Genomic DNA, 23,668 nt, shown 5'->3' on the forward strand with positions numbered 1-23,668 from the left:
CGAATCAAGCACTTGAGTGGTGTTTCTTAAGAGTCCGCAATGACAGCCTCCCCCGGTTGTCATGCCGGACTCGATCCGGCATCCACCACGAAGCGGCGACTGCGCTCGATCACAGATGGATTGCGGATCAAGTCCGCAATGACAGGCAATTAAGACCGCGGCTCGGTCCAACCGCCGCCCAGCGCGCGATACAGCAGCACCTGGTTTTGCAGCTGCTGCAATCGCGTCTGGATCAACGCCTGCTGCGCTGCAAAAGCCGAACGCTGCGCGTCCAGCAGGTCGAGGTAGCTCGACACACCGTTTTCATAACGCAATTGCGCGAGCCGCAGCCGAACCGACTCGGCCTCCACCACATTGCGCTGCGCCTGCAACTGGTCCGACAGCGTAGCCCGTCCCGCCAGCGCATCCGCCACTTCGCGAAACGCCGACTGGATGGCCTTCTCGTACTGCGCAACAGCAATCTCGCGCGACACCTTGGCGATCTGCAGGTTCGCGTTGTTGCGTCCTGCGTCGAAGATCGGCAGCAACAATTGCGGCGCTGCAGTGAAGGCCCACGACCCGCCCTTGAACAGGCCGGACAGTGAACTGCTGGCCGTACCGATACCAGCAGTCAACGAGATGCGCGGAAAGAACGCCGCCCTCGCCGCACCGATATTCGCGTTGGCTGCAATCAGCTGCTGCTCGGCCTGCCGCACATCCGGACGCCGTGTCAACACCTCCGACGGCAATCCAGCCGGCAGGTCGGGCAACGCAATCGAAGCCATTGCCGGTGCGGCCTGCAAGGCTGCAGGCACGGGCTCACCGGTCAGGAGCGCCAGCGTATTGAGGTCAAGTGCCCGCTGGCGCTGCTGCTGCGCGAAGGCAACGCGCGCCGTCTCGTGCAGCGACTGCGCGAGCCGGAAATCCAGCTCGGACGAAACACCCGCATCGAAACGCATGCGGGTCAGCCGTAGCGACTCTGCACGCGTGGCAAGCGTCTGGCGCGTCAGCTCCAGTTGCTCTTCATCCGCCACGAAACTGAGCCATGTGTTGGCAACGGTAGACACCAGGGCAATCTGCGCAGCCTTGCGCCCTTCTTCGGTGCCCAGGTACTGGGCCAGCGCGGCATCACTCAGGCTCGCGATGCGCCCGAAGAAATCGATCTCCCACGCCGTGACACCCAGGCCGACGACGTAACTGGTGGAGGTATTGCCGCTGCCGGTCGGCGTGCGCGAAGCGCTGGCGTTGAGGCCCACACCCGGATAGCCGTCCGCGCGGCGCACGTCGTATTGCGCCCTCGCCTGCTCGATGTTGAGCAGGGCCACGCGCAGGTCGCGGTTGTTGGCGAGCGCCGCTGAAATCAGCTGCCGCAGCCGCGCATCGGCGAAGAATTCCTGCCATTGCAGATCGGCTGCCTGCAAACCGGAATTGTTCGGCGCAAAAGGAAACGCACCCGCGACAGGCGCGGCGGGCCGCTCGTACTTCGGCGCCGTCGAACAGGCGCCCAACAGCAATGCCGCCGCAACGCAAACCAGAGACATCTTCAAGACTGCAACCCTCATACCTGATCCCCCGCGTGCGCACCGGGCGGCAAGTCCACCTGCTCGTGCGCGTACTTCTTGCGCTGCCGCTCACTGTCCTTGAAGAAGCTCTTGACGACCACGAAGAACACCGGCACGAACAGCACCGCCAGTGCAGTGGCTGTGATCATGCCGCCCATCACCCCGGTGCCGATGGCACGCTGGCTGGCCGATCCGGCGCCGGACGCAATGACCAGCGGCAGCACGCCCAGGATGAACGCCAGCGACGTCATGATGATCGGGCGGAATCTCAGGTGGCATGCCTCCAGCACGGCTTCAACCAGGGGCTTGCCCTGCGCATGAAGGTCCTTGGCGTACTCGATGATCAGCACCGCATTCTTGGCAGACAGCCCGATGATGGTGATCAGGCCGACCTTGAAGTACACGTCGTTCGGGAACCCTCGCAAGGTCGCACCCAGCAGCGCACCGACGATGCCCAGCGGAACCACCAGCAGCACCGACATCGGAATCGTCCAGCTCTCGTAGAGCGCAGCCAGGCAAAGAAACACCGCCAGCAACGAGAAGCCCAGCAGGATGAACGCCTGCGCACCCGACAGCTTTTCTTCCCGCGACACACCCGTCCACTCATAGCCGAAGCCCGGTGGCAACTGCGCTGCGAGCCGCTCCATTTCGTCCATTGCGTCGCCGGTGCTCTTGCCCGGCGCCGCATCACCCGAGATGCGCATGGCCGGATAGCCGTTGTAGCGGATGGTCTGCATCGCGCCTGTGACCCAACGCGTGGACGCAAACGCCGACAGCGGAACCGATGCGCCCTTGTTGTTCACCACCGATAGCTTGAGCAGGTCGCCCGGCTGCATCCGGCTCGGCGCGTCGGCCTGCACCATCACGCGCTGCAGGCGGCCCTTGTTCGGAAAGTCGTTCACATAGCTGGAGCCCAGCGCCGTGCCCAGCGCCGCATTGATCGAATCGAATCCCACCCCCAGCGCATTGGCCTTGTCGCGGTCGATATCGAGCTGCAGCTGCGGCGCGTCTTCAAGGCCGTCGGGCCGCGCGCCGGTGATGATCTTGCTCTGCGCCACCATGCCCAGCAACTGGTTGCGTGCAGCGACCAGCGCTTCATGCCCGTTGCCGCCGCGATCCTGCAGCCGGAAGTTGAAGCCGGTCGCATTGCCCAGCTCTGGAATGGCCGGCGGGCTGATCGCAAAGATGAATGCATCGCGTATGCCCGCAAGGCCCATGAAAGCGCGGCCTGCGAGGTCGCCCGCGCTCTGGCCCGGCCCCGAACGCTCGCTCCAGTCCTTGAGCGTCACGAATGCAAGACCCGCGTTCTGTCCCTGTCCCGAGAATGAAAAGCCCAGCACGCCGACCATGCTCTGCACTTCGGGCTGCTTAAGGATGAAGTTCTCGACCTGCGCCATCACGCTGGTGGTGCGTTCGATGGTCGCGCCGGGCGGCAGCTGCACGTTCACGATCAGGTAGCCCTGGTCTTCGCTGGGCAGGAAGGACGACGGCATGCGCAGGAACAGCACGGCCACCGCAGCGATGATCGCGAGATAGATGACAAGCGAGCGCCCCGTGCGGCGAAGGATGCGCGACACCAGGCTTTCGTAGCCCTTCGCCGTCCGGGCGAACCCGCGATTGAATCGCCCGAAAAAGCCGCGCTTTTCCAGGTGATGGCCCGCTTCCATCGGCTTGAGGAAGGTTGCGCACAGCGCAGGCGTGAGCGACAGCGCCATGAATGCCGAGAACAGGATGGACGCCACCATCACCGCAGAAAACTGCTTGTAGATGTTGCCCACCGCACCGCCAAAAAACGCCAGCGGCACGAACACCGACACCAGCACCACCGTCACGCCGATGATGGCGCCTTCAATCTGGCCCATCGCCTTGCGGGTCGCCTCGCGCGGCGGCAATCCCTCCTGGCTCATGATGCGTTCGACGTTCTCGACCACCACGATCGCATCGTCCACCACGATACCGATCACCAGCACCATGCCGAACATGGTCAGCACGTTGATCGAGAACCCCAGCGCCAGCAGCACCGCGAAGGTGCCCAGCAAGGCCACCGGCACCACGATCGCAGGAATGGCCGTGTAGCGCAGGTTCTGCAAGAACAGGAACATCACCAGGAACACCAGCACCATCGCCTCGGCCAGTGTCTCGACGACCTGCGAGATCGAGATGCTGACAAAGCGCGAGCTGTCGTACGGGATCGACCACTTCATGCCCGCCGGGAAGAACTTGGACAGCTCTTCCATGCGCGCGCGAACCGCCTTGGCTGTCGCGAGCGCATTGCCGCTGGGCGCGAGCTGGACGCCGATGCCGGTCGATGGCTTGCCGTTCAATCGCGCCGACACGGCGTAGCCTTGCGCGCCCAGTTCCAGCCGCGCCACATCGCGCAGGCGCACGGTGGAGCCGTCGGTGTTGGCACGCAGCACGATATTGCCGAACTGCTCGACCGAGGTGAGCTGGCCGTTCACGACCACGGTGGCCGCGATGCCCTGCCCTGCGATATTGGGCAGGTCGCCAATGGAGCCGGCGGACACCTGCGCGTTCTGCGCGCGGATGGCCGCATTCACCTCGGTGGACGACACATTGAAACTCACCAGCTTGGCCGGGTCCAGCCAGATGCGCATCGCACGCTCGGTGCCGAAAAGCTGCGCCTGTCCCACGCCGGGGATGCGCTGGATTTCAGGCAACACATTGCGCGACGCATAGTCGCCCAGCGCCACCGGGTCAAACTCACCGTTTTCGGACGACAGGATGGTGAACAGCAGGAAGTTGGACCGCGACTTGTCCACGCGCACACCCTGCTGCGTCACCGCCGCAGGCAATCGCGGCGATGCCCGTCCCAGCCGGTTTTGCACGTCCACCTGCGCGAGGTCGGCGTTGGTGCCGGACTCGAACGTGAGCGTGATCGAGCCGCCGCCATTGGCCTGCGCAACCGACTCCATGTAGATGAGGCCCGGCGAGCCGTTCATTTCCTGCTCGATGATGGACAGCACGCTGTCTTCCAGCGTCTGCGCCGAAGCGCCAGGGTAGGTAGCCGACACCACGATGGAGGGGGGCGCGACAGACGGGTATTGCGCCACCGGCAGCTTGAACACCGCCACCGCGCCGAGCACCAGCACGAACAGGGCAATCACCCATGCGAACACGGGCCGGTCGATAAAGAACTTCGACATGCGCGGCCCTTACGACTTGGCCGCAGCCGGCACGGATGCGGCGGATGCTGGCGCTGCAGCTCCTGATGCAGGCGAGGAAGCAGGTGCTGCCACGGACCCCGGCGCGCGCGGTGGCGACCACGGCACGGGCTTGACCGCTGCGCCGGGACGCAGCTTCTGGAAGCCATCGACCATGACCTGCTCGCCTGCCTTCAAGCCGTCCATCACGACCCATTGGCCGGCTTGCTCGCTGCCGACCTTGATGGTGCGCGGCGAGACCTTGCCATCGGCCCCGACGATCATCACCGAGTCGCCCTGGGGCGTGCGAGTGACGGCCTGCTGCGGCAGCAGGACTGCGTTGCCGGCCTTGGCCTGTTCGAGCCGCACGCGCACGTACAGGCCAGGAAGCAGCACGCCGTTCGCGTTGGGCACCTCGGCGCGCAGCGTGATCTGGCCGCTGGTCGGATCAACCGACAAATCAGAAAACAGCAGCTTGCCCGGTTGCGGATATTCGGTGCCGTCTTCCAGCACCACACGCACCAGCGCGCCGTCGACGCCAGTGGCACGCTTGATCTTGCCCTGGGCCAGCGCACTGCGCAGCTTGAGCACGTCCGATGCCGACTGCGTGAAGTTGACGTACATCGGGTTGGTCTGCTGGATCATTGCCAGCGGTGTCGCTTCGCCCTGGCCGACCAGCGCGCCTTCGGTGACCAGCGCGCGGCCGATGCGGCCTGAGATCGGCGCAGTGACCGATGCGTAATTGAGATTGATGCCGGCGGTCTGCACGGCCGCGCGGCCTGCGGCCACTTCGGCCTCAGCGGCCTTCTGCGCCGCGACGGCATTGGCGTATTCCTGCTTGCTGATGGCATTGGCCTCGACCAGCGGCTTGTAGCGCTCGGCCAGCGCCGAGGCCTGGCCCAGGTTGGCCTGCGCGCGCGCCAGCGTGGCCTGTGCACCCGCCTGTGCAGCGGCATACGGCGCCGAGTCGATCGTGAAGAGCGGCTGGCCCTGACGCACATCGGAGCCCTCACGAAAGAGGCGCTTTTGCACGATGCCCGCAGCCCGTGCACGCACCTGCGCGACGCGCGATGCTTCGAGGCGGCCCGGCAACTCATTGACCAAACCGACTTCACCGGTTGTCACGGTGATCACACCGACTTCTGCTGGCGGCATGCCGCCTCCACCGCCGGGCGCAGGCGCCTGGCCGCCCTTTCCGCAGGCAGAAAGCACCAGCGCTGCGAGCACGATGAGGTATTTGGTATTGGGAACTGGCAAAGCAGAAGTCCGCGAGACGGCCATGGGAGTCCTGGAATTGGGAATTGGCTGTATTGCCGCAGCGTGACAGCACTGCGGCATGGAGCAAAAAGGCGAAGCAACGAGTATGCCGCGCCTTGCGTCGACTTGCTTAGGCAGAGATTAGGCTGCTGACAGAAACTGCAGTGACATACTTTCCACCTCAGCGTCCTCATCAACTTCTGGAATGAATGCACTTCAACGGCTCGTAGCGCGCGGTCGGACTGCCTGCCTTTTCGTCGGCGCGGCACTAGCTCCATTGATGAGTTGCGCAGCGAGTGTCCAGGTTGCCGTCGCATCGAACTTCGCCCTGCCCATGCAAAAGATTGCGGCGACATTCGAGGCCGACTCCGGGCACAAGGTGGTGCTGTCGATCGGCTCCACCGGCCGGTTCTACGCACAGATCCGCAATGGCGCGCCCTTTGACGTGCTGCTGGCAGCCGACGACCAGACGCCCTTGAAGCTCGAAGCGGAAGGCCTGGGCACCAGGGGCGGCAGCTTCATCTACGCGACCGGGCGGCTGGTGCTCTGGAGCGCGAAGCCCAACCTCGTGGACGACAAGGGCGCCATCCTTGCGGGAGGCGGTTACAACAGGCTCGCGCTTGCCGATCCGCGTGTGGCGCCCTACGGATGGGCCGCCGCGCAGACACTGCAGAAAATGAATCTCTCACGCTTGCAAGCGAGCGCTGTGCAGGCCGAAAACATAGGCCAGACATACCAGTTCGTGCAGTCCGGCAATGCGGACATCGGCTTCGTCGCGCTGTCCCAGGTCATGCAGGACGGCAAGATCGGGCAGGGATCGGCGTGGCTGGTGCCTGCCGCCATGCACAGCCCGATCCGGCAGGGCGCTGCGCTGCTGGTCAAAGGCAAGGACAACCCTGCTGCGGTTGCGCTTGTCGCCTACCTGCGCGGCGACAAGGCGCGCGCCATCATCCGCCGCCACGGATACGAACTTTGATCAGCGCAGACGACTTCGCCGCGATCCGCCTCACGCTGGAGCTGGCGGGGCTGACCACCGCCTTGCTGCTGATCCTGACGACGCCGCTGGCCTGGTGGCTTGCGACCACCCAGTCGCGCTGGCGCGCGCCCATAGGCGCTGTCGTTGCGTTGCCGCTGGTGTTGCCGCCCAGCGTCCTGGGCTTTTACCTGCTGGTCGCGATGGGGCCGAACGGGCCGCTCGGGCAGCTCACGCAATGGCTGGGCATCGGCCTTTTCTCGTTCACATTCACAGGGCTGCTGATCGGCTCGCTGATCTATTCGCTGCCGTTTGCCGTGCAGCCGTTGCAGCATGCGTTCGAAGCCATCGGCAAGCGCCCGCTCGAAGTGGCGGCCACCCTGCGCGCGCGCCCGATCGATGCGTTTTTCAGTGTGGTGGTGCCATTGGCGCGGCCCGGCTTCGTGACTGCTGCCATCCTGAGCTTCGCGCACACGGTGGGCGAGTTCGGTGTGGTCCTGATGATTGGCGGCAACATCCCGGGCCAGACACGCGTCGTCTCCACGCAGATCTACGGCCATGTCGAAGCGATGGATTACGCACCGGCCCACTGGCTCGCAGGCAGCATGGTCGTCTTCTCGTTTGTCGTGCTGCTTGCACTGGCACTGCAAAACCGCCGCAACACGCGGGTGATGCCGTGACGGCCCAACCCAACTGCGTTCAGGTCACGCTCGTGCGGCCGGCGTTCACGCTGCACGCGTCGTTCGAGCCGCCTGTGCGCGGGATCACTGCGATCTTCGGTGCTTCGGGTTCGGGCAAGACAACGCTGCTCAGGTGCATCGCGGGCCTGGAACGCGCACACGACGCCGTCGTTCGCATTGCAGGCCGGACATGGCAGGACGACAGCCGCAAGCTCTTCGTGCCGGTATGGCAGCGCCCGATCGGCTATGTCTTTCAGGAAGCGAGTCTTTTTGACCACCTGGATGTGCGCGGCAATCTTGCATTCGCTGACAAACGGGCGAGCGGCGTTGATCGCAAACAGGTTGCACTGGATGAAGCGATCGACTTGCTCGGCATCGCGCACCTGCTGCGACGCAGGACGCATGAGCTTTCGGGCGGCGAGCGACAACGGGTTGCGATTGCGCGCGCACTTGCGTCACAACCGCAGCTGTTGTTGCTCGACGAGCCGCTGGCGTCGCTCGACCACGCGCGCCGGCAAGAGATATTGCCGTGGCTTGAACGCCTGCGCGACGAACTCCATATTCCGATGCTCTATGTCACCCACGCCGCCGACGAAGTCGCGCGGCTCGCCGACACGCTGGTGGTGCTGGAGCTGGGGGTCGTGAAAGCCAGTGGCCCGACCGGCGAAGTGCTCGCGCGCATCGATTCGCCGGTGGTCGTAGGCGATGACGCGGGTGCACTGCTTGAAGGGCGCGTCGAGGAGCGCGATGAACGCTGGCACCTGATGCGGGTTGGCTTTGCGGGCGGGAGCCTGTGGCTGCGCGACAGCGGATTGCCTGTCGGACAGGCCGTGCGCATGCGGGTGCTGGCGCGCGATGTCAGCGTGGCGCTGGAGACGCCGCAGGCCAGCAGCATCCAGAACGTGTTGCCATGCACGATTGAGGCGATGGCGCCCGATGCGCATCCCTCGCAAGTGATGCTGCGGTTGACGGTTGGCAAGGCAAGCCTGCTCGCGCGCATCACGGCACGCGCAGCCGATGCACTCTCGCTTGCGCCTGGGCAGCAGGTGTGGGCGCAGGTGAAGTCGGCAGCGCTGGTAGGCTGAGGCGGCTGTCATTGCGGGCTTGACCCGCAATCCATGTATTCAGCGGCGCATGACAGCCACGCTACTTCACCGCATTCGGAAAGAACAGCTGCTCGCCTGCAATCTTGTACGACGCGATCACTCCCTGCCCCGGCGGCGACACGATCCAGTCCACGAACTTCTTCGCATCGGCTGCCTTCACGTGTGGAAACTTCGCCGGATTCACCACCATCACGCCGTACTGATTGAACAGGCGCATGTCGCCTTCCACCAGCACGGCCAGGTCCGCGCGATTCCTGAAGTTCAGCCAGGTCCCACGGTCGGTGAGCACATAGCCGCCAGCAGAAGCGCCGATGTTGAGCGCAGGCCCCATGCCGCAACCGCATTCCTTGTAGCCAGCGCCCTTGTTGGCAGCGCGCCCCGCCTGAGCCCAATAGCGCAGCTCCGCCGCGTGCGTGCCGCTCTTGTCACCGCGCGAGATGAAGGCCGCGTTCGAAGCCGCAATTTTCTGCAGCGCTGCTGCGATGTCCTTGCCACGAGCACCCGCAGGATCACTCCTGGGCCCGACCAGCACGAAGTCGTTGTACATGACCGCAAACCGCCGCACCCCACCACCTTCAGCAACGAACTTCTCCTCCGCCGCCTGGTCATGCACGAAGAGCACGTCCGCATCACCGCGCCGGGCCATGTCGATGGCCTGCCCGGTGCCCACGGCCACCACTTTCACATCGACCCCGCTTGCCTTCCTGAACTCGGGCAACAAGTGAGCGAACAGACCCGACTGCTCGGTCGATGTGGTCGAGGCCATCGTGATCGTCTGCGCCGATGCGCCGCCCGCAACCAGACATGCGGTCGCGACGAGCGCGCTGAAGACCTGTCTCATGCCATCTCTCCCTTGACAAACAAATCTGCTTCGCGCGACACCTCGCCAAGGCGTGGGCCGCTGAAAAACTCCTGCACCGGCAGGTCGGCCAGCACGCGCCCATGCTCCAGGTAGATCACCCGCGTGGCCAGGCGCTTGACCTGCCCGAGGTTGTGGCTCGCAAACACCAGCGTCATGCCGGTGGCGGCAAAGTCGGCCATCAGCGATTCAACTTCGCGCTTGGCGTGCGGGTCCAGGCTGGAGGTGGGCTCATCGAGCAGCAAGACATCGGGCTCCATGCTCCAGGCGCGCGCCAGCGCAAGACGCTGCTGTTGCCCGCCCGACAGCGTGTTGGCCCGGCGCAAGGCCACATCGACGAGCCCGACGGTTGCCAACGCATCGAGCGCCTTGTGTTTCGCCTGCGCCCATGGCGTGCCCGCGATCCAGAGCCCGAGCGCGACATTGGCGACAGCGCTGGCTCGCAGCATGTAGGGCCGCTGGAACACCATCGCCTGGCGCATTGCGCTGTCGCGCAGCACCGAGCCGGCCGTTGGCTTCACCAATGCGTTGAGCACGCGAAGCAGCGTGCTCTTGCCGCTGCCGTTCGCGCCGATCAGCGCAAGCCGCTCGCCGGGTGCGAGCCTCAGATCAATGCCGTTGAGCGCCGCGAAGCGACCGAAGCGCACATCCACGCCGTTGAGCTGGATCAGCGCGCCCATACCACTCATACCGTCGCAGCCCGCGCCAGCAAGCCCCGGCTGTCTTCGATGCTGGTGCGCCACCGGCCCAGCGCAGCGATGCCTGCATTGAGCAGCAGCACGACCAACAACAGGACCATGCCAAGCGCCAGCGCCAGCGGCAGGTCGCCCTTGCTGGTTTCCAGCGCAATGGCGGTTGTCATCACGCGCGTGAAGCCATCGATGTTGCCGCCCACGATCATCACGGCGCCAACTTCGGAAATCGCGCGGCCGAAGCAGGCGATCAGGATGGTGAGCAATGCGTAACGCTCATCCCATCCGAGCAGCAGGCCGCGCAGCATAGTGCGCGCACCCAGCGATGCAAGCTGCTCACCGTGCGCCAGGTCTGCGTCTTCGACAGCGCGTCGCGTCAGCGCCGTGGCGACCGGCAGCACCAGGATGGCCTGGGCGACGACCATCGCCTTGAATGAGAACAGCCAGCCGAGCGAACCCAGCGGTCCGGAGCGCGACAGCAGCAGGTACACCACCAGCCCCACGACCACCGAAGGCAGCGCGAGCAAGGTGTTGAGAAACATGAGCAGGACACCCCGGCCACGAAAGCGCGCGACACCCAGCCACGCACCAGCGACGATGCCCAGCCCGCAAGCCAGCGCGCAGGCCACGGTGCTGACAGCCACCGATCGGGCCACGATCGAGGCCAGCATCGGGTCCCATTCAAGAATCAAAGCAATGGCCGCCGCAGCGCTATCCGAGAAGGTATTCATGCGCGGCCAATCGTAGGTGCACAGTCGCAACTGCACATCGGTAAAGGCGAGCTATGAATCGTCGTGCATAGCCAGCCCCAACGGTTGTCATGCCGGACTCGATCCGGCATCCACCGCGAAGCGGCGACGGCGCGTGATCAAGCATGGATTGCGGATCAAGTCCGCAATGACAGCCGGGGACCGGCCCGGGTCATACTCCAGCCGTGCGCAAGATCGAGCTCTCCTATTCCTTTACCGACCGGGCAGGGCCGCGTCGAATCCACAATGCGCTGATGGACTTGCTGGGCGCCGTGCGAGACGCAGGGTCTATCTCGGGCGCTGCCAAGCTTGTTGGCCTCTCGTACCGCCATGTCTGGGGCGAACTCAAGCGCTGGGAGACCGAACTCGGCCACGACCTCATCGTCTGGGACAAGGGCCAGCCCGCTCGCCTTTCGGAATTCGGCGACAAGCTGCTGTGGGCCGAGCGGCAGGCGCAGGCGCGCCTCGCGCCGCAGATCGCAGCGCTGCACGCCGACCTGGAACACGCATTTGCACTGGCATTCGACGACGCTGCGCATGTCCTGACTTTCTTCGCGAGCCATGACGATGCGCTCGCCTTGCTGCGCGAACAGGCCGTCGCCCAGTCGCGCCTGCACCTGGATATCCGGTTTTGCGGCAGTGTCGATGCGATCAGCGCGTTGAACCAGGGGCGCTGCGTGATGGCGGGTTTTCATACGCCGCCCGATGCCGATCTGGGCACCGTGTCGCAGCATGCCTATCAGGGTTTGCTGCAGCCGGGCCACCACAAGCTGATCGGCTTTGCACTGCGCAGCCAGGGGCTGGTTGTCGCAAGCGGCAATCCCAGGCGCCTGGCCTCGCTGGCCGACCTGGCACAGCCCGGCGTCCGTTTCATCAATCGCGGCCTGGGCAGCGGCACTCGCGTGTTGCTCGACCAGCTGATGGCGTCTGCAGGCCTGCAGCCGTCGGAGATTGCTGGTTATGCGAACAGCGAGAGTTCGCACGCGGCCGTTGCGCAGCAGGTTGCATCCGGCGCGGCCGACGCAGGTCTTTGCATCGAGGCAGTCGCGCATTCACGCGGCCTGGATTTTGTGCCGCTGGTGCAGGAGCATTACTTTCTGGTTTGCCTGAAGGACGCGCTGGACCAGCCTGCGGTGCTTGCATTGCTGGAGGTGCTGCGCAGCGATTCATGGAAGCAGCAGATCGCGGCCTTGCCCGGCTATGAGCCGTGGAAGTCCGGCGAGGTGCTGAGCCTCAAGCGGGAGCTGCCGTGGTGGGATCTGGCGCCCAAACGCAAGCGCGCAATCTGAGGCTTGTCATGCCGGACTCGATCCGGCATCCACCGCGCAGCGGCAACTGCGGCTGATCGAACATGGATTGCGGATCAAGTCCGCAATGACAGCCGTGGGGTCCGCAATGACAGCCGTGGGGTCCGCAATGACAGCCGTGGGGTCCACAATGACAGCCCCTTTTTTTAAACCGCGCAGGTGCGAAACCCCACAAACCCATCATCGCGCTCTGGCAGCGCGAAGCCGCGCGCCTTCGGGTGCTTCATGCGGGCGCGAGCCGCAAAAGATGCGCCCCGTTGCACGCGAGCCTGGCCGAAAAATGCGGGCGCTTCAAACGGTGTCCCCTGCGTCCACACATCCGGCGTGAAACCGGGCCAGGGCCGCAAGGTGCTGGCCGTCCACTCACGCACATCGCCCCAGCGAAATCCGCGCCGCCCGGCTGCATGCGCGGCAAGATCCCATTCCACTTCGGTTGGCAATCTGCGGCCGGCCCAACGCGCGAACGCATCGGCTTCCCACCAGCTCACATGCATCGCGCTCTGCGTTGCGGACATGCGCGAGGACTTGCCGAACAGCATCTGCATCACCGCCCCGCTCGCCGCGCCGATCTGCTCCACGTGCCGGGGACCTCGCCTGCCTTCCTGAGCGGCCTCGCGCTGGAGCCACTCCCAACCAGAGGTCTGCCAGAACCCAGGCGTGTCGTAGCCGCCATCGTCGACAAATTCGGCGTACTGCGCCCAGGTCACCGGTTGCGCATCGATTTCGAATTCGGGCACGTCGATCTCATGCGCCCATTTCTCCACACCGAAAACAAAGCCCCCCGGTTTCGCACCCAGTGCCCAGCGCTGCGCAGGCACGAGCAAAGGCTCGCGCGACTGCACTCCGACCGGCAATGCGAGCTGTATGGGCACACCCAGCGCCTGCGCAAGTACAACGAGTTGCTCGCATCGCATGTCTTCGTGAAAAAGCGAAGCGCGAAAGAAATAAAGCGCCTCATCGTCGTCGGGCGTGCGCTCCAGCAATTCCAGCGTGCTTTCCAGCGTTTCAAGCAGGTAGGCGCGGATGGCTTCGTAATCGGGAAGCGGCGTCTCCCAGCGTGTTGCGTGGGGAGCCAGCGCCGGGCTGAACCAGCGGTCTGCCATCGGCTCTATGGATGCGAGTCGCACCGTATCTGCCGGGCATGCCGCCCCGAGTCCGCGCTGGGGGTTGCGGCCTATCCAGTATTCACAGAGCCAGCCGATGTTGCCTGCAAGCCACGCCGGCAATTCAAGGTCGCCCCGGTGCGGCACCGCGAGCTTGCCGGCCAGTTGCGCCCGCTCGAAATAAGCCAGCAGGTGCAGCGTGTGGTTTCGCGCATCCATGAGCGCAAGCGAGAGCAGTTCAGGGGTGGCCCGGCGCCCTGCGACAGGGTCGTCGATCGACGAGGAGACGTCGGTGGGCGTGTAGGGCGGCATGCGCCATTATTCATCTTCACGGCCCCCCTGCACACCGCACTGAACAGTTAGGCGTCACGGGTCAACCCGTATAACATCTGTCAGGTTTTTCTCAGCGCTGCGCCAAACTATAGAAGTAATAATCGCGGGCTGGGCAAGACACCTCGGCACTTTTGGTTGACGTACGAATTAACACAATATTTCCGGAGACTGCGCCGTGTCATTTCTTCTCAAATTCGCCCTGGGCATGGACTGGCTGAGCGACCGCATCGGCAAGCTCGCCTCGTGGGCCGTGCTGATTTCAGCCGTGATCTGCGCCGGCACAGCCTTCGTGCGCTACGGCCTGGACATGGGCTCCAACGCATGGCTCGAAGTGCAGTGGTATCTCTTCGCCGCCATCGTCATGCTGGGCGCGCCCTATGTGCTCGAAAAGAACGAACACGTCCGTGTCGACCTGATCTACGGAAAGCTCAAAGGCAACGGTCCTGTGTACGTGGACCTGTTCGGCCTCCTGCTTTTCCTGCTGCCTGTGATCGGCCTGCTTGCGTGGCTGTCATGGCCCTACTTCTACCGCGTGTGGACCATGAATGAAATGTCGAGCAACGCCGGTGGCCTGATCCGCTGGCCGGTGGTGATCCTGATGCCGGTGGGCTTTGCCCTGCTGTGGCTGCAGGGCTGGGCCGAGGTCATCAAGCGGGTGGCGTACCTGCAGGGCAAATTCGCGATGGACACCCATTACGAAAAGCCAATCCAGTAAGCGGCTGCACAAAAACAAAAGAGACGGATCCACAAAATGCAGATGCAGAACTTCGCCCCGATCATGTTCGCGGGCCTCGTCGTCGTGATGCTGGTCGGCTTTCCGGTGGCGTTCTCGCTCGCCGCGCTGGGCCTGGGCAGCGCCTTCTACGCCATCCACATGGGATGGTTCAACGTGGCCTTCATGGGCAACCTGCCCATATCGATCTTCTCGATCCTGAGCAACGAACTGTTGCTGGCCATTCCCTTCTTCACGTTCATGGGAACGATCCTGGAGAAGTGCGGCCTGGCCGAAGACATGCTCGATTCGATGGGCCAGCTGTTCGGCCCCGTCAAGGGCGGCCTGGGCTATTCGGTCATCATCGTGGGCTTCATCCTGGGAGCCATCACCGGCACCGTGGCGGGCCAGGTGATCGCGATGGCGCTGATCTCGCTGCCTGTGATGATGCGTTACGGCTACAACATGCGCTATGCCACCGGCGTGCTGGCCGCGTCCGGCACGATCACGCAGCTGGTTCCGCCGTCGCTGGTGCTGGTGGTGCTGGCCGACCAGCTCGGCAAGCCCGTGGGTGACATGTACAAGGGCGCATGGGGTCCGTCCATCCTGCAGATCGCGCTGTTCGCGGCGTTTACTTTCGCGCTCAGCGTCGTCAAGCCGCATCACGTGCCCGGTGTGCCGAAAGAAGCCCGCACGCTCAACGGCTGGAAGCTGTGGGCCAAGTGTCTCAAGGGCATCATTCCCTCGGCCGCGCTCATCTTCGTTGTGCTGGGTTCGATGGGCGGCCTGCCGATGCAGACGCATGCCGTGGCAACGCCGACCGAAGCCGGCGCGATGGGCGCAATGGGCGCATTGCTGCTGGCCGCGATGAACCGCCGCCTGACCTTCGCGCTGATGTGGGACGCCATGCACGGCACCATGCGCCTGACGGCCATGGTCGTGTTCATCCTGATCGGCTCGCGCGTGTTCAGCCAGGTGTTCCAGGGTGTGGACGGCGCGGTGTGGGTCGAGCACCTGCTCACCGGCCTGCCGGGCGGCCAGGTGGGCTTCCTGATCGTCGTGAACATCTTCGTGTTCTTCCTGGCGTTCTTCCTGGACTTCTTCGAGATCGCCTTCATCGTCGTGCCGATGCTCGCGCCGGTTGCCGCCAAGCTGGGCATCGACCTGGTGTGGTTCGGCGTCATCCTGTGCGTGAACCTGCAGACCAGCTTCATGCACCCGCCGTTCGGCTTCGCCCTGTTCTACCTGCGCGGCATCGCCGATACGCTCTACAAGGAAAAACGAATCCCGGTGCCGGTGCAGTCCAATGACATCTACCTGGGTGCCATTCCGTGGGTGATCATGCAGCTGATCCTGGTGGCCATCGTGATCTTCATCCCGCAGACTGTCACGGTGTTCCTGGACAAGGAAGTGAAGGTCGATATCGACAAGGTCAAGATCGAGATGCCGGTCGAGGCACCAGCCCTCCCAGTCCCGGGCGTCGATCCCCTCAAGCCGGTCGATCCAGCGACCACCGAAGCCGACGAGCAGAAGAAGATCGACGATCTCTTCAAGAAGTAGTGGACATTCCCCAGGCCGAGCCCCTCGGCCCTCCTTCCTTCCGGTTCGTCCCGCGCGTGCAACCCATGCGGGTGCGCGCGTTCTCACTGCCGTTTCGCCTGCTGGCAACCGTCATGGTGTTCGGCATCGAGGTGTGGATGTACGTGCTGTGGCAGGCGGGCCAGCTGTCGCCTCCCGGCCTTTCGACAGCGGCCGCGCTTGGCTGGCCGCTGGCGGCCGTCGGGATCATGCTGTACACGTGGTGGCACATCGTGACCAGCCGAACCACGCTCACACCCACGGCATTGCACCAGAGCTGGATGTGGGACAAGAAGATGGAACTGGGCGAGCTGGCCTACGGCAAGCTGATTCGCGTTCCGGGGCTGGATTGGCTGATCGCCCCGCGTCTTTACGTGCGAACCCTGCTGGGAAAGTTCGCCGTGTTCTACGCCGCGGACGCCGCGATGCTGGCCGAGTTCGAGCGGCTGATCGCGGAGCTGAAGGCGTTTCGCGGGTTCAGGTAGCCCATCTCCAGGGCTGTCATGCAGCTCCTGGCTGTCGTGCATCCCCGGCTGTCGTGCCGGACTCGATCCGGCATCCATGCAGCGCCTGCGCAAGCGCCGCTTCCGCTTCGCGGTGGATTGCGGATCGAGTCCGCAATGACAGCCGGGTGCGCGCAATGACAGCCGGGTGCGCGCCTGACGAATTACAGCTTCTGCGCCTGCATGAAGCGGTCGAAGGTGGACTCGGTGAAACGGAACCACAGGTTCTGGTCAGCGCGGAACTTCGCCAGGTCGGCGTAGATCTTCTTGAAGCTGTCGTTTTTGGCCGAGATTTCCTCGTAGATCGCGGTCGAGTGCTTGAACGCCTCGCTCATCATGTCCTGCGGGAACGGACGAAGCTTGGCGCCTGCACCGACCAGCTGCTTGAGCGCAATCGGGTTGCGGCCGTCGTACTTGGCCTGGATGTCGACCAGGGCCTGCGCGCTCGCGGCTTCGACGATGGCCTTGTTCTCAGCCGACAGCGAATCCCACGCCTTCTGGTTGATGAAGAAGTCCAGCTGTGCCGAACCTTCCCAGAAACCGGGGTAGTAGTAGTAAGGCGCGACCTTGTTGAAGCCCAGCTTCTGGTCATCGTAAGGACCGACCCATTCGGCGGCGTCGATCGTGCCCTTTTCGAGCGCGGTGTACACCTCGCCGCCCGGCATGTTCATCGGGATTCCGCCCATGCGCTCGATGATCTTGCCTGCAAGGCCGGCGATGCGGAACTTCAGGCCCTTGACGTCCTTGCTGGACTTGATTTCCTTGCGAAACCAGCCGCCCATCTGCGCGCCGGTGTTACCGCCGGGGAAGTTGACGATGTTGTACTTGGCGTAGAACTCACGCATCAGCTTCAGGCCGTTGCCTTCGTGCATCCATGCGGTCATCTGGCGGCTGTTCAGGCCGAAGGGAATCGCGCATCCCAGGCTGAACGCTTCGTCCTTGCCGAAGAAGTAGTAAGGCGCGGTCTGCGCCATTTCAATCGAGCCTTGCTGCACGCCATCGACCACGCCGAAGGCCGGAACGATTTCGCCGGCGGCGTGGGTCGAGATTTCGAACTTGCCGCCCGACATGGCCTTGACGGACCTGGCGAACAGTTCAGCGCCGCCATACAGCGTGTCAAGCGACTTGGGAAAGCTCGATGCGAGGCGCCAGCGAATGGCGGCCTGTGCGTGTACAGCCGGTGCAATGCCCGACGCGAGCACGCCTGCGATTCCGGCATTCCTGATGAGTGCGCGACGATCCATGGATGAAATCTCCTTATTTGAATGAACCGTGGATGATGCGCACTCGCAGCGCGAAAGCCTTGCAGCTAGCTGGCAAGGGAAATCCCTTACGGACTTCGGGTCAGGACATAAAAAAACCCGGCGACGCCGGGTTTTTGTGATCTGGCGGAAATCGCTCAGAGTTTCTGGGCCTGCATGAAGCGGTCGAAGGTGGCCTCGGTGAAGCGGAACCACAGGTTCTGGTCGGCACGGAACTTGGAGAAGTCGGCGTAGATCTTCTTCCAGTCTTCGTTCTTGGTGTTGAGCTCGTCGTACAGGCCCATCGCTGCCTTGAACGCGGCGTTCATCATGTCAGCCGGGAACGGACGCAGCTTGGTGCCAGCGCCCACGAGCTGCTTGAGCGCGCCCGGATTGAGCACGTCGTAGCGGGCCTGCATGACGTTGTGGGCCAGGGCCGAAGCGGCTTCGATGATGGCCTTGTTCTCGGCCGACAGCGCATTGAATGCCTTGTCGTTGATGAAGAAGTCCAGCTCGGGGCCGCCTTCCCACCAGCCGGGGTAGTAGTAGAACGGTGCGACCTTGTTGAAGCCGAGCTTCTGGTCATCGTATGGGCCTACCCACTCGGCGGCATCGATCGTGCCCTTTTCGAGGGCCGTGTAGATTTCGCCGCCAGGGATGTTTTGCGGCACGCCGCCGATGCGCTCGAGCACCTTGCCGCCGAAGCCGCCGATACGCACCTTCAGGCCCTTAACGTCAGCCAGGGACTTGATTTCCTTGCGGTACCAGCCGCCCATCTGCGCGCCGGTGTTGCCACCGACAAAGTTGATCATGTTGTACTTGGCGTAGAACTCGCGCATGAGCTTCATGCCGTTGCCTTCGTACATCCAGGCCGACATCTGGCGGCTGTTCAGGCCGAACGGAATTGCACAGCCCAGAGCGAACGCCTCGTTCTTGCCGAAGAAATAGTACGGCGCCGTGTGGCACATCTCGACCGAGCCCTGTTGCACCGCATCCACCACACCAAACGGCGGCGTGATTTCGGCAGCGGCGTGAACCGAGATTTCGAACTTGCCACCGGACATGGCCTTGACGGCGTTGGAGAACGTGACAGCCGCGCCGTAGATCGTGTCGAGAGCCTTCGGAAAGCTCGACGACAGGCGCCAGCGGATGGCGGCCTGTGCGTGAACCGCGGGGGCTACGCCGGCGGCCAGCACGCCGGCGATGCCGGCGTTCTTGATGAGTGATCGACGATCCATGTGATGCGCTCCTGGTGTTTTAAAACATTGCGTCGTGGCTGACGGTTTCGTCAGCTCAACGAACGCATTCTAGGAACGCGGCCACTTTGGTATTCAGGGGTTTTCCCTTGCGCAAGCTTTAGTTACTTGCACTCTGTCAGCAAATATTCAGAAAGCCGATACGGCAGGGCCCGCAGGCAATTGCTACGCAACCGCCTTGAGAACAGCGTGCTGACGCGCGGCCAAAGCGCCAAAGCGCGCGCGGATCGATGCCTCGATCCCGGAGGCATCGAGACCTTGCATGGCCAGCAGCTTGACCGGATCGCCATGCGCGATGAACTCGTCGCGCAGCCCCAGCTGGAGCACCGGCTTCACCACGCCGGCTGCCTGCAACGCTTCGCAGACTGCGCTGCCGGCCCCGCCCATGATCGCGCCCTCTTCCACCGTCACCAGCGCGTCATGCGACGCCGCGATTTCAAGCAGCAGCGCGGTGTCCAGAGGCTTGGCCCATCGCATGTTGACCACCGTTGCATCGACACGCTCCGCGGCGGCCAGCGCCGGATACAGCATCGTGCCGAAACACAGGATGGCGATGCCTTGCGACGCGCCATCGGCAGCCGCATGACGCGTACGACGCACCTCGCCCTTGCCATAGGCCAACGGCTCCAGGCCGGGCTCAATCGCCACGCCTGCACCTGCGCCGCGCGGGTAGCGCACGGCAACCGGGTGATCCTGATGGAACGCCGTGGTCAGCAGCTTGCGGCATTCGTTTTCGTCGGCAGGACACGCCACGGCCATGTTCGGGATGCAGCGCAGGAACGCAATGTCGTAAGCGCCGGCATGGGTTGCGCCGTCGGCACCGACGAGGCCCGCGCGGTCCAGCGCAAACACGACCGGCAGGTTCTGCAGGGCCACGTCGTGAATCAGCTGGTCATAGCCGCGCTGCAGGAAGGTGGAATAGATCGCGACGACTGGCTTCATGCCTTCGCACGCGAGGCCCGCGGCGAAGGTCACCGCGTGCTGCTCGGCGATGCCGACGTCGAAGTACCGGTCTGGAAAGCGCTTCTCGAATTCGACCATGCCGGAGCCTTCGCGCATGGCCGGCGTGATGCCGACCAGCCGCGCATCCTTGGCGGCCATGTCGCACAGCCAGTGCCCGAAAACCTGCGTGAATGTCGTCTTGCCCGGCGATGCAGGCGGCGTCAGTCCCACGGCCGGATCGAACTTGCCGGGACCGTGGTAGGCGACAGGGTCGGCCTCGGCCAGCTTGTAGCCCTGGCCCTTCTTGGTGACGACATGCAGGAACTGCGGGCCCTTGAGCAGCTTGATGTTCTCAAGCGTGGGAATCAGCGATTCGAGGTCGTGCCCGTCGATGGGGCCGATGTAGTTGAAGCCGAATTTTTCGAACAGCGTGGCAGGCACCACCATGCCCTTGGCATGTTCTTCAAAACGCTTGGCCAGCTCGAACAATGGAGGCGCAACCTTGAGCACGTTCTTGCCGACGTTCTTGGCGGTTGCATAAAACCGGCCGCTCATGAGCTGAGCCAGGTAACGGTTGAGCGCGCCCACCGGCGGGCTGATCGACATGTCGTTGTCGTTGAGGATCACCAGCAGGTCGGCCTCTGCGACGCCGCCGTTGTTGAGCGCCTCGAACGCCATGCCGGCGCTCATCGCGCCGTCGCCGATCACGGCGATCGCCTTGCGGTCCTCGCCCTTGATCTTGGCGGCGAGCGCCATGCCGAGCGCGGCAGAAATGCTGGTGGACGAATGCGCCGTGCCGAAGGTGTCGTAGTCGCTCTCGTCTCGTTGCGGAAAGCCCGACAGCCCGCCGAGCTGGCGCAGCGACTCCATGCGATCGCGCCGACCCGTGAGGATCTTGTGCGGGTAGGTCTGGTGACCCACGTCCCACACGATGCGGTCGTAGGGCGTGTTGAAGACGTAGTGCAGCGCGATCGTCAGCTCCACCGTACCGAGGTTGGAACTGAGGTGGCCGCCGGTCTTGGACACGCTGTCGAGCAGGTACGCACGCAGCTCATCGGCCAGCGGGGTCAACTCCGTGCGCGCGAGCTTGCGCAGGTCTGCAGGGTCGTTGATGGTTTGAAGCAATGACATCTTTTGTTGCGGCTTTTCAGCTGTCCCTGTTGACCACCATCCGGGCCAGCGCCTCGAGTGCAGTGGTGTCGGCGAGGCCGCTTTCGCGCAACGACGCCTGCGCCTGAGCCAGCAGTTCCTGGGCATGATCGCGCGAGCGCTCCAGGCCCAGCAGCGAAACAAAGGTGGGCTTGTCCTGGGCGGCGTCCTTGCCGGCTGTCTTGCCGAGCGTCGCCGAATCGGCCGTGACGTCCAGGATGTCATCGACGACCTGGAACGCCAGTCCCACGGCGGCGCCGTACGACTGCAGGGCTGATTGCGCGACTGCCGACAACTGGCCACATGCCGCGCCCATCATCACACTGCCCTGCAGCAGTGCGCCTGTCTTGCGCTTGTGCATTTCCCGCAGCTGCTTTTCAGTGAGGTTCAGGCCGACGCTGGCCAGGTCGATGGCCTGTCCGCCTGCCATGCCGTCGTGGCCCGCTGCTTTTGCCAGCAGGCGGCACAGGCCGGCCTGTATCGAGGCGTCAATGGCCGGATCGTCGGGTGTGAGCAACTCGAATGCGAGAGCTTGCAGCGCATCGCCGGCGAGCAGCGCCTGCGCCTGGCCGTACTTGACGTGTACCGTGGGTTTGCCGCGCCGCATGACATCGTTGTCCATGCAGGGCATGTCGTCGTGGACCAGCGAGTACGCATGGATGAGTTCAACCGCGCAGGCCGCGCGAAGGGCTGCAGCCGGGTTGCCGCCCACGGCCTCGCTGGCTGCCAGCACCAGGAGCGGCCGAAGCCGCTTGCCGCCATCGAGAACCGCATAGCGCATGGCATCGCCCAGCGCCGCGGGAGCGTCGTCGACCACCCATTCGGACAGCGCCTGCTCCACCTGGGAAAGCCGCGCGCGGCTCCAGTGCGAAAGATCGAATGCGGGCATTACTCTTGTGTCCACGGCTTGAGCACGCCTTCATCGAGGACCTTGACCTGTTGCTCGACCGCCTGCAATTTGTCACGGCAAAACGCAAGCAGCTCGGCGCCGCGCTGGTAGCCGGCCAGCAATTGCTCGAGCGGCAGCTGACCCGACTCGATGCGGCCGACCAGTTGCTCGAGTTCTTCGAGCGCCGCCTCGTAACTGGCTGGGGATTTGAACGGGGCCTGGGTCATGGAAGGTGAGGACTGCAAACCCTCGATTCTAGGGGCGTGGTCCCTTTGAAAAGTAACGCGCACCACTTGATTGACCGGCACCCGCCCCAAGATGACGCTGGAGGGTACAATCCCCTTCCCTTTGAAACCGGGTTTGACCCGGTTTTTTTGTGGGTGTTTCCCCGTATTTTTTCGCCGCGCCATTCCTTACCCGATATGCGCTTCCCTGCCCCTTCATAGGGGGAGTCTCTAGGTCAGGTCACCCATGTCTGATTTAAGTCTTCAACTGCAGCAGGCCGCAAGCCAACTACCAGTTTCCAGCTACTTCGATGAGGCGCTTTTCGCGCGCGAGAAAGAAGCTGTCTTCCAGCGCGGGCCCCGTTATGTGGGGCACCAGCTGAGCGTTCCGTACACCGGCGACTACTACGCACTCCCCCAGGAAGGCGAAGGCCGCGCCCTGCTGCGCACACCGCAGGGCGTCGAGCTCATCTCCAACGTCTGCAGGCACCGCCAGGCCGTCATCCTCAAGGGCCGTGGTTCGCTGGAAGGCAACCGCGCCTCCGGCGGCAACATCGTGTGTCCCTTGCACCGCTGGACCTACAGCGGCGGCGCAGCCAGCGGCGTCCCGGCCGGCACGCTGCTGGGCGCACCGCACTTTGCCCAGGACCCTTGCCTCAACCTCAACAATTACAAGTTGCAGGAATGGAACGGCTTGCTGTTTGAAGGCAGTGGGCGCGACGTTGCAGCCGACCTCGCGGGCATGGGCCCCAAGGCCGATCTCGACTTCAGCGGCATGGTGCTCGACCGGGTCGAGATGCACGAGTGCAACTACAACTGGAAGACCTTCATCGAGGTCTATCTGGAGGACTACCACGTGGGTCCGTTCCATCCGGGCCTGGGCAGCATGGTCAGCTGCGAGGACCTGCGCTGGGAGTTCAAGGACAACTATTCGGTGCAGACCGTGGGCGTCGCCAACCGGCTGGGCAAGGCCGGCAGCCCGGTGTACGAGCGCTGGGAAAAGGCGCTGCTGCAGTACCGCAATGGCGAGCAGCCCAAGTACGGTGCGATCTGGCTCACCTACTACCCGCACATCATGGTCGAGTGGTATCCGCACGTGCTCACCGTCTCCACGCTGCACCCCATCGGGCCGCAAAAGACAATGAACATGGTCGAGTTCTACTACCCCGAAGAAATCGCCGCGTTCGAGCGCGAGTTCGTCGAGGCACAACAGGCGGCCTACATGGAAACCTGCATCGAGGACGACGAGATTGCGCTGCGCATGGACGCGGGCCGCAAGGCCCTGATGCAGCGCGGCGACAACGAAGTCGGCCCCTACCAGAGCCCCATGGAAGACGGCATGCAGCACTTCCACGAGTGGTATCGCGGCCGCATGGACTTTGACCACCCTCGGCTCGTAGCCTGAGCTACAGG

At 64.0% G+C, this 23,668-nt stretch carries 20 protein-coding genes; 8 read left to right on the top strand and 12 right to left on the bottom strand.

Annotation, left to right across the window (positions count from 1 at the left end):
* Positions 1-149 precede the first annotated feature (149 nt).
* From AQ12_RS11855 to AQ12_RS11865, 3 genes are read right to left on the bottom strand one after another with little or no spacing between them, the layout of a single operon-like run.
* Entirely contained in the window at positions 150-1,520 is a 1,371-nt protein-coding gene (locus AQ12_RS11855) for an efflux transporter outer membrane subunit (protein WP_304413815.1), read from the bottom strand.
* 17 nt (positions 1,521-1,537) lie between these two features.
* Positions 1,538-4,705, bottom strand: coding sequence for an efflux RND transporter permease subunit (locus tag AQ12_RS11860; protein WP_048440133.1), 3,168 nt, complete (start codon positions 4,703-4,705; stop codon positions 1,538-1,540).
* Between the two features lie 9 nt (positions 4,706-4,714).
* Positions 4,715-5,983 (bottom strand): efflux RND transporter periplasmic adaptor subunit, encoded by a 1,269-nt coding sequence (locus AQ12_RS11865; RefSeq protein WP_053076693.1) that lies wholly within the window; start codon positions 5,981-5,983, stop codon positions 4,715-4,717.
* 181 nt (positions 5,984-6,164) lie between these two features.
* Here AQ12_RS11865 and modA point away from each other — a divergent pair, with 181 nt between their 5' ends.
* Genes modA through modC form a run of 3 tightly spaced genes read left to right on the top strand, consistent with a single transcriptional unit; the run spans position 6,165 to position 8,697 of the window.
* Positions 6,165-6,935 carry a molybdate ABC transporter substrate-binding protein gene (gene modA, locus AQ12_RS11870; RefSeq protein WP_048440134.1) on the top strand — a complete coding sequence of 257 codons (771 nt, stop codon included), beginning with the start codon at positions 6,165-6,167 and terminating at the stop codon, positions 6,933-6,935.
* Positions 6,932-7,612: a molybdate ABC transporter permease subunit gene (gene modB, locus AQ12_RS11875; protein ID WP_048440135.1), complete on the top strand. Its 681-nt coding sequence runs from the start codon at positions 6,932-6,934 to the stop codon at positions 7,610-7,612. The genes modA and modB overlap by 4 nt, the downstream gene beginning before the upstream one ends.
* A complete protein-coding gene (modC, locus tag AQ12_RS11880) occupies positions 7,609-8,697 on the top strand; it encodes a molybdenum ABC transporter ATP-binding protein (protein ID WP_053076694.1) in 1,089 nt (362 codons plus the stop codon). Before modB ends, modC begins: the two co-directional genes overlap by 4 nt.
* Before the next feature lie 61 nt (positions 8,698-8,758).
* Here the strand turns inward: modC and AQ12_RS11885 are convergent, their stop codons facing one another.
* From AQ12_RS11885 to AQ12_RS11895, 3 genes are read right to left on the bottom strand one after another with little or no spacing between them, the layout of a single operon-like run.
* Entirely contained in the window at positions 8,759-9,559 is an 801-nt protein-coding gene (locus AQ12_RS11885) for a substrate-binding domain-containing protein (RefSeq protein WP_048440136.1), read from the bottom strand.
* On the bottom strand, positions 9,556-10,257 hold the full coding sequence (locus tag AQ12_RS11890; RefSeq protein WP_053076695.1) for a phosphate ABC transporter ATP-binding protein: 702 nt from the start codon (positions 10,255-10,257) through the stop codon (positions 9,556-9,558). The genes AQ12_RS11885 and AQ12_RS11890 overlap by 4 nt, the downstream gene beginning before the upstream one ends.
* Before the next feature lie 5 nt (positions 10,258-10,262).
* Positions 10,263-11,000, bottom strand: coding sequence for an ABC transporter permease (locus AQ12_RS11895; protein ID WP_048440162.1), 738 nt, complete (start codon positions 10,998-11,000; stop codon positions 10,263-10,265).
* 203 nt (positions 11,001-11,203) lie between these two features.
* Here AQ12_RS11895 and AQ12_RS11900 point away from each other — a divergent pair, with 203 nt between their 5' ends.
* Positions 11,204-12,307, top strand: coding sequence for a helix-turn-helix transcriptional regulator (locus AQ12_RS11900; RefSeq protein ID WP_048440138.1), 1,104 nt, complete (start codon positions 11,204-11,206; stop codon positions 12,305-12,307).
* 164 nt (positions 12,308-12,471) lie between these two features.
* Here the strand turns inward: AQ12_RS11900 and AQ12_RS11905 are convergent, their stop codons facing one another.
* Complete coding sequence (locus AQ12_RS11905; protein ID WP_048440139.1) at positions 12,472-13,740, bottom strand: SUMF1/EgtB/PvdO family nonheme iron enzyme; 1,269 nt, start codon at positions 13,738-13,740, stop codon at positions 12,472-12,474.
* Positions 13,741-13,936: 196 nt separating this feature from the next.
* On the opposite strand from AQ12_RS11905, the gene AQ12_RS11910 reads away from it, so the two are divergent.
* From AQ12_RS11910 to AQ12_RS11920, 3 genes are read left to right on the top strand one after another with little or no spacing between them, the layout of a single operon-like run.
* Positions 13,937-14,476 carry a TRAP transporter small permease subunit gene (locus AQ12_RS11910; RefSeq protein WP_048440140.1) on the top strand — a complete coding sequence of 180 codons (540 nt, stop codon included), beginning with the start codon at positions 13,937-13,939 and terminating at the stop codon, positions 14,474-14,476.
* A 36-nt stretch (positions 14,477-14,512) separates the two neighbouring features.
* Positions 14,513-16,033, top strand: a complete 1,521-nt coding sequence (locus AQ12_RS11915) for a TRAP transporter large permease subunit (RefSeq protein ID WP_048440141.1) — start codon at positions 14,513-14,515, stop codon at positions 16,031-16,033.
* Positions 16,033-16,536 (top strand): hypothetical protein, encoded by a 504-nt coding sequence (locus AQ12_RS11920; protein WP_053076696.1) that lies wholly within the window; start codon positions 16,033-16,035, stop codon positions 16,534-16,536. Before AQ12_RS11915 ends, AQ12_RS11920 begins: the two co-directional genes overlap by 1 nt.
* Positions 16,537-16,718: 182 nt before the next feature.
* On the opposite strand, the gene AQ12_RS11925 is transcribed toward AQ12_RS11920, so the two are convergent.
* From AQ12_RS11925 to AQ12_RS11945, 5 genes are all read right to left on the bottom strand, one after another.
* The gene (locus AQ12_RS11925) at positions 16,719-17,798 is read right to left on the bottom strand and encodes a TRAP transporter substrate-binding protein (RefSeq protein WP_048440142.1); all 1,080 of its coding nucleotides are present in this window, start codon (positions 17,796-17,798) and stop codon (positions 16,719-16,721) included.
* Positions 17,799-17,953: 155 nt separating this feature from the next.
* The gene (locus AQ12_RS11930) at positions 17,954-19,033 is read right to left on the bottom strand and encodes a TRAP transporter substrate-binding protein (protein ID WP_048440143.1); all 1,080 of its coding nucleotides are present in this window, start codon (positions 19,031-19,033) and stop codon (positions 17,954-17,956) included.
* Positions 19,034-19,216: 183 nt separating this feature from the next.
* On the bottom strand, positions 19,217-21,124 hold the full coding sequence (gene dxs / locus AQ12_RS11935; RefSeq protein WP_048440144.1) for a 1-deoxy-D-xylulose-5-phosphate synthase: 1,908 nt from the start codon (positions 21,122-21,124) through the stop codon (positions 19,217-19,219).
* A 16-nt stretch (positions 21,125-21,140) separates the two neighbouring features.
* Positions 21,141-22,031, bottom strand: coding sequence for a polyprenyl synthetase family protein (locus tag AQ12_RS11940; RefSeq protein WP_048440145.1), 891 nt, complete (start codon positions 22,029-22,031; stop codon positions 21,141-21,143).
* On the bottom strand, positions 22,031-22,258 hold the full coding sequence (locus AQ12_RS11945) for an exodeoxyribonuclease VII small subunit (protein ID WP_048440146.1): 228 nt from the start codon (positions 22,256-22,258) through the stop codon (positions 22,031-22,033). The genes AQ12_RS11940 and AQ12_RS11945 overlap by 1 nt, the downstream gene beginning before the upstream one ends.
* Positions 22,259-22,502: 244 nt before the next feature.
* Here AQ12_RS11945 and AQ12_RS11950 point away from each other — a divergent pair, with 244 nt between their 5' ends.
* Positions 22,503-23,660, top strand: coding sequence for an aromatic ring-hydroxylating dioxygenase subunit alpha (locus tag AQ12_RS11950; protein ID WP_048440147.1), 1,158 nt, complete (start codon positions 22,503-22,505; stop codon positions 23,658-23,660).
* Positions 23,661-23,668: the final 8 nt, after the last annotated feature.

Origin of the sequence: Caenimonas sp. SL110 (assembly GCF_001044395.1) — a bacterium.
Lineage (GTDB): Bacteria > Pseudomonadota > Gammaproteobacteria > Burkholderiales > Burkholderiaceae_C > Ramlibacter.